4 protein-coding genes and 2 pseudogenes are annotated in these 3,984 nt (G+C 72.2%); 3 read left to right on the forward strand and 3 right to left on the reverse strand.

Annotated elements, in window-relative coordinates; translation table 11 throughout:
* From D452_RS30580 to D452_RS30585, 3 genes and pseudogenes are all read left to right on the forward strand, one after another.
* Positions 1 to 1,055: pseudogene (locus D452_RS30580) on the forward strand (hypothetical protein); the annotation flags it as partial.
* A 176-nt stretch (positions 1,056 to 1,231) separates the two neighbouring features.
* Positions 1,232 to 1,810, forward strand: coding sequence for a Uma2 family endonuclease (locus tag D452_RS0100855; RefSeq protein ID WP_017542293.1), 579 nt, complete (start codon positions 1,232 to 1,234; stop codon positions 1,808 to 1,810).
* A 69-nt stretch (positions 1,811 to 1,879) separates the two neighbouring features.
* The gene (locus D452_RS30585) at positions 1,880 to 2,056 is read left to right on the forward strand and encodes a hypothetical protein (RefSeq protein WP_017542294.1); all 177 of its coding nucleotides are present in this window, start codon (positions 1,880 to 1,882) and stop codon (positions 2,054 to 2,056) included.
* Between the two features lie 141 nt (positions 2,057 to 2,197).
* On the opposite strand, the gene tsaD is transcribed toward D452_RS30585, so the two are convergent.
* The 3 genes and pseudogenes from tsaD to D452_RS31140 form a co-directional block, all read right to left on the reverse strand.
* Entirely contained in the window at positions 2,198 to 3,238 is a 1,041-nt protein-coding gene (gene tsaD / locus D452_RS0100865; protein ID WP_017542295.1) for a tRNA (adenosine(37)-N6)-threonylcarbamoyltransferase complex transferase subunit TsaD, read from the reverse strand.
* The gene (gene rimI / locus D452_RS0100870) at positions 3,238 to 3,783 is read right to left on the reverse strand and encodes a ribosomal protein S18-alanine N-acetyltransferase (protein WP_051061222.1); all 546 of its coding nucleotides are present in this window, start codon (positions 3,781 to 3,783) and stop codon (positions 3,238 to 3,240) included. The genes tsaD and rimI overlap by 1 nt, the downstream gene beginning before the upstream one ends.
* Positions 3,784 to 3,806: 23 nt before the next feature.
* Positions 3,807 to 3,984: pseudogene (locus D452_RS31140) on the reverse strand (tRNA (adenosine(37)-N6)-threonylcarbamoyltransferase complex dimerization subunit type 1 TsaB); the annotation flags it as partial.

The following is a 3,984-nucleotide window of genomic DNA, read 5'->3' on the forward strand; positions in this document are numbered from 1 at the left end:
CCAACAGCGCCGTCGCCAAGCTCGCCGAATCCACCGACGAACGCCTCGGCGACCTGCGCACCCACGTCCGCGACCGGCTCGCCGAACTGCACGAGCAGCTGGAGCTGCACCGCTCCGAGCTGCGCGAGCGCGACGACCGGCAGCGCACCGAACTCGCCGGCAAGCTCGACGAGACCGCCGAGGGCCTGCGCGCCAAGACCGAGGAGGACCTGGCCGCCACCACCGCCGCGCTGGCCGAGCTGCGCAGCACGGTCGAGGAGCGCACGACCGAGCTGAGCACGTCCGTCGACGCCCGTATCGGCGAGCTGCGCGAAGCCGTCGACGAGCGCATCGAGGCGCTGCGTGTCCAGGGCGACGAGCGCCACGGCACCCTCGCCACGGCCGTGGAGGAGCAGCGCACCGCCGTCGACGCCCGCCTGGACCAGGCGCGCGAGGAGCTGACCGCCAAGGTCGACCGCCACCTTGAGGCGGTCGACAGCCGGCTGGAGAAGGGCGTGGGCCGCCTCACCGACCGCTTCGACACCTTCGAGGGGCACTTCGACGGCAGCTTCGAGGGCGTCGAAGGAAAGATCGACGGGGTCAGCGGGCGCCTCGACGGGCTCGAAGGCCGCGTCACGGGAGTCGAGGGCCAGTTCGAGGGCGTCAACGGCCACATCGGCGGAGTCGACGGCCGCCTGGAGGCCGTGGACGACCGCCTCGAAGCCCTCAACCAGCGCCTGGCCCAGCTTCCGGCCACCCTGGAGTTCAGCGAGGTGCACCGCCGCCTCACCGAACTGCTCGACCGGCCGGTCATCGACCCCACCGAGAAGCTGGACGGCCTCGACAGTCGCCTCAAGGAGGGCATCGACCCGCTGCTGCGCGAGGTCCAAGCCCGGCCGGACCGCCACGAGTTCGACGAGGCGATCACCGAGGCCGTCGAAACCTCCCACGACGACATCACCAAGCGCCTGGCCGCCCTGGAGGAGACCATGCTCGCCCTCGCCGAGGCGCTCCTGCGCCCCGGCAGCGACGGCAAGAAGAAGCGCCGCCACGAGGACGACGAAGACGACGACTAGCCGACCGCCGCAGCCGCCGGAGCGGGCACCGGTGCGGGGGTGGAAGCCGTACGGTTTTCACTCCCGCCCGGCCCCGCCCGGCCCCGCTCCACCGCGGACACCCGCCGGACCTCGACGACGCCCGCCGCTGCGGAACCGGGTACAGCTACCATGGAGTCCGACGCTGAGGAGTGCGCATGCTGATGAGGCTTCCCGGACACAGAACCCACGGCGGAGAACTGCGGCGCTATGTCGAGGAAGACCTCCGGGTGAAAGGCTTCCGTGTCGAAATCATCAAGGGCAAGATCGTGATGTCCCCTACGCCGTCGTTCAAACACGGCGGCATCGTCCGGCGTATCGAACGCCAGGTTGCGCTGCAACTCGATGACGCCCGCGTAGCCCATCAGATGTTCTCCGTCGCGGCGCTCGACGACGAGGACGACTACAGCACTCCCGATCTCGTCGTCGTGCCGAGCGCCGTCGAGGACGAACCGGGGTGGCTACTCGATCCGGACGTCGTCGAACTCGTCGTCGAGGTCGCTTCTCCCAGCAACGCCGCTATCGACTTCACCGACAAGCTGGAGTCCTACGCCCAGTGGCGCATTCCGATCTACCTGCTGATCGACCCCCGCAAGGGGGACCTTTTCGTCTACTCCGACCCCGTCGAGGACCGTTACCGCACCACACACGCCGCGCGGTTCGGCGAATCGGTGGAGCTGCCCACCCCGCTCGCGGGCGTGCGCATCGACAGCTCGGGCTTGCGCACCTATACCTGACTCGGCGTACGCCGCACCGCACGCGGCGCCGCGTGCTCGGCGCTGCCACCGACGGCCGGGAAGGTGACCATGAGCGTCGTAACCGCACTCGCCTGCTGGGAACTGGTTCTGGGCGTATGTGCGACGGGCTGGATGGTCGGGCATGCGCGCAGCGGCCGCGATCCGGCCCGGCAGCCCGGTTTCCGGCCCCTCGTGGCGGCTATCGCCGTGAGCAGCGCGGCGTTGGTCATCGCGCTCGTGAGCTGAGCGCCCGGGGCGGGGCGGTTCCGGTTCCGCCCGGCAGTCGCGCCCGCCCGGCAGTCGCGCCGGCCCGGGAGGCGGCCGGCGCCCCGCACACCGATCACTACAGGCCACCCGAACCGAACGCGAAGCGTCGGCGCGCCCCGGTTACGCCGCCAACGGGCGGTCCACCGGAAGGGACGTGTCGGTGGCCAGTTTCAGGCTCGACGGGGGCAGGTCGGCGGCGACGACCTCCGCCCCCAGAGCGGCGATCATGGCGCCGTTGTCGGTGCACAGCCGCGGCCGCGGAACGCGCAGCACGACGCCCGCCTCCGCGCAGCGCTCCTGGGCCAAGGTCCGCAGGCGCGAATTGGCGGCCACGCCCCCGCTGATCACCAGGTGCTCCACGCCGTACTCCAGGCACGCGTCGACCGCCTTGCGCGTGAGCACGTCGACCACCGCCTCCTGGAACCCGGCCGCGATGTCGGCTACCGGCAGGTCGCGCCCGTCGCGGGCGCTGTCCTCGACCCAGCGGGCGACGGCGGTCTTGAGCCCGGAGAACGAGAAGTCGTAGGTGCCGTCCCCCCATTTTCCGCGCGGGAAGCGGATGGCCCGCGGGCTGCCCTCGCGTGCGGCCGTGTCGACGGGCGGACCGCCGGGGTAAGGCAGCCCCAGCAGCCGCGCCACCTTGTCGTAGGCCTCGCCCGCAGCGTCGTCGACGGTGTCGCCGAGCTGCTGCACGCCGGTGGCCAGATCGCGCACCAGCAGCAGCGACGTGTGCCCGCCCGAGACCAGCAGGGCGATGGCGGGTTTGGGCAGCGGGCCGTGCTCCAGCTGGTCCACGGCGACGTGTCCGACCAGGTGGTTGACGCCGTAGAGCGGTTTGCCCAGCGCCATCGAGTAGGCCTTGGCCGCCGAGACGCCCACCAGGAGCGCACCGGCCAGACCCGGCCCGGCGGTGACCGCGAGCGCGTCGACGTCGGAGAGCTCGGCGCCGGCCTTGTCCAGGGCGCGGTGCAGGGTCGGGGTCATGGCTTCCAGGTGCGCCCGGCTGGCGACCTCGGGCACCACCCCGCCGAAGCGGGCGTGCTGGTCGACACTGGAGGCGACCTCGTCGCTGAGCAGTTCGCAGCCGCGCACCAGCCCGACCCCGGTCTCGTCGCACGAGGTCTCGATCCCCAGGACCAGGGGAAGATCTGCCGCACTCATCACGCGTTCTCCTCGTCATCTCCGGCCGGCTCGGCCGAATCCCCGAACTCCAGGGCCTCTCCCTGCTCGCCGCCCCGCGTTCCCGCGATCGCCGCGGCCGGCGCGGAGCAGCGCATCGCGATCGCGTCGGCGCCGTCCCGGTAGTAGCCGCGCTTGATGCCGACGTCGGCGAAACCGAATCTGCGGTAGAGCTCCCGCGCCCGGGGGTTGTCCGAGCGGACTTCCAGGTCCACCTCGTCGACGGCACGCGAGTAGGCCTCGGTGAGCATGCGGACCACCAAAGCGGACGCGACACCGCGGCCCCACCAGGCCCGGTCGACGGCGACGGTCTGCACGTTGCCGAACGGCGCGGCCGCGCGCAGGCCCCCGTAGGCCACGACCGGCCCTTCGCCCTCGCCGCCGCCGTCGCCGCCGCTGCGGACGGCCACGAAGTAGTGCCGGGTGGGCTCGCCCAGCTCGGCGGACATCATGTCCTCGCTCCAGGCGTCGTCGGGGAACATGGAGCGCTCCAGTTCCATCACGGCCGGAAGGTCGAAGTCGGTCATGGGGCGGATGCTGAAGCCGCGGTTCACGTCGCCTGCCACTGGCGCACCTTCTTCGGCGCGCTCGGCTCGGCGGCGTCCGGGCGGCGCAGGTAGAGCGGTCGGGGTTCGTCGAGCTCCGCGCCCGCCGCCAGCCGGCGCAGCGCGACCTCGCCCAGCGCCGCGGCGGTGGGGTACAGCGGGTCGGGTCTGGCGGCCCGGGGG

Origin of the sequence: Nocardiopsis prasina DSM 43845 (assembly GCF_000341265.1) — a bacterium.
Taxonomy (GTDB): domain Bacteria; phylum Actinomycetota; class Actinomycetes; order Streptosporangiales; family Streptosporangiaceae; genus Nocardiopsis; species Nocardiopsis prasina.

What these genes read in the sequence shown, in the direction of transcription:
- rimI (WP_051061222.1), bottom strand. Translation starts at nt 3,783, where the DNA reads ATGACCGACTTCGACCTTCCGGCCGTGATGGAACTGGAGCGCTCCATG.
- D452_RS30585 (WP_017542294.1), top strand. Translation starts at nt 1,880, where the DNA reads ATGAGCGTCGTAACCGCACTCGCCTGCTGGGAACTGGTTCTGGGCGTA.
- D452_RS0100855 (WP_017542293.1), top strand. Translation starts at nt 1,232, where the DNA reads ATGCTGATGAGGCTTCCCGGACACAGAACCCACGGCGGAGAACTGCGG.
- tsaD (WP_017542295.1), bottom strand. Translation starts at nt 3,238, where the DNA reads ATGAGTGCGGCAGATCTTCCCCTGGTCCTGGGGATCGAGACCTCGTGC.